This is a genomic window from Afifella sp. IM 167 (assembly GCF_020144925.1).
Lineage (GTDB): Bacteria > Pseudomonadota > Alphaproteobacteria > Rhizobiales > Afifellaceae > Afifella.
The window spans coordinates 1-734 of the sequence record NZ_NSLC01000023.1 but is presented as its reverse complement, the minus strand read 5'-3'; the positions used below and the strand labels follow the sequence as shown (position 1 = coordinate 734).

Here is a 734-nt window from a genome sequence, read left to right as displayed (position 1 = left end):
TGGCGCACAGGCCGCAGTGCAGGTAGCGGTGGCCTGTGCGCCACCGAGTGGCACATGGTGCGTGTCAAGTGCAGCCACTGCGAGTCGACACGCGGCGTGCGCTACCTGGGCGTCGACGGCGACGGCAAGACCGTGCTCGCCGAGACCTGCGACAGCTGCCGCAGCTACCGCAAACAGGTCGACCAGCACGCCGACCCGCTGGCCGAAGCGCTGGCCGACGACCTGGCCACGCTGCGCCTGGACCTGCTGATGGCCGAGACCAACTTCGAGCGCGCCTCGGGCAACCCGCTGCTGGCGCTGCCCGAGCCCACCGACGACGCATGACGGCGCCGAGCGTGCGCCTGCCTGCCGTCGACCGCGTGCTCGGCTGCGCCGAACTGGCGCCGCTGCTGGCCGCACACGGCGCGATCCGCACGACGGCCGCGGTGCGGGCGCGACTGCAGCAGCTGCGTGAACGCCTGCTGGCCGGCGAGCGTGCCGATAGCGAACTCGAGCTGCAGGCCATCGCCGCAGCGGTGGCCGCAGCACTCGCCGCCGAAGACCAGCCGCGGCTGCGTGCGGTCTTCAACTGCACCGGCACCGTGCTGCACACCAACCTCGGCCGCGCGCTGCTGCCCGACGCCGCGGTGCAGGCCGTCGTGCAGGCGCTCACCGCACCGGCCAACCTGGAATACGACCTGGCCACCGGTGGCCGCGGCGATCGTGACGACGTCGTCGACGAGCTGCTGCGTGAG

At 72.8% G+C, this 734-nt stretch carries 1 protein-coding gene and 1 pseudogene; both read left to right on the top strand.

Translation table 11 applies throughout. From position 1 onward, the window contains the following. The coding region (fdhE, locus tag CLD20_RS19945) for a formate dehydrogenase accessory protein FdhE (RefSeq protein ID WP_224408430.1) at positions 1–324 on the top strand (324 nt) is incomplete at its 5' end. Continuing rightward, positions 321–734: pseudogene (locus CLD20_RS19940) on the top strand (L-seryl-tRNA(Sec) selenium transferase); the annotation flags it as partial. The gene fdhE and the pseudogene CLD20_RS19940, both read left to right, overlap by 4 nt.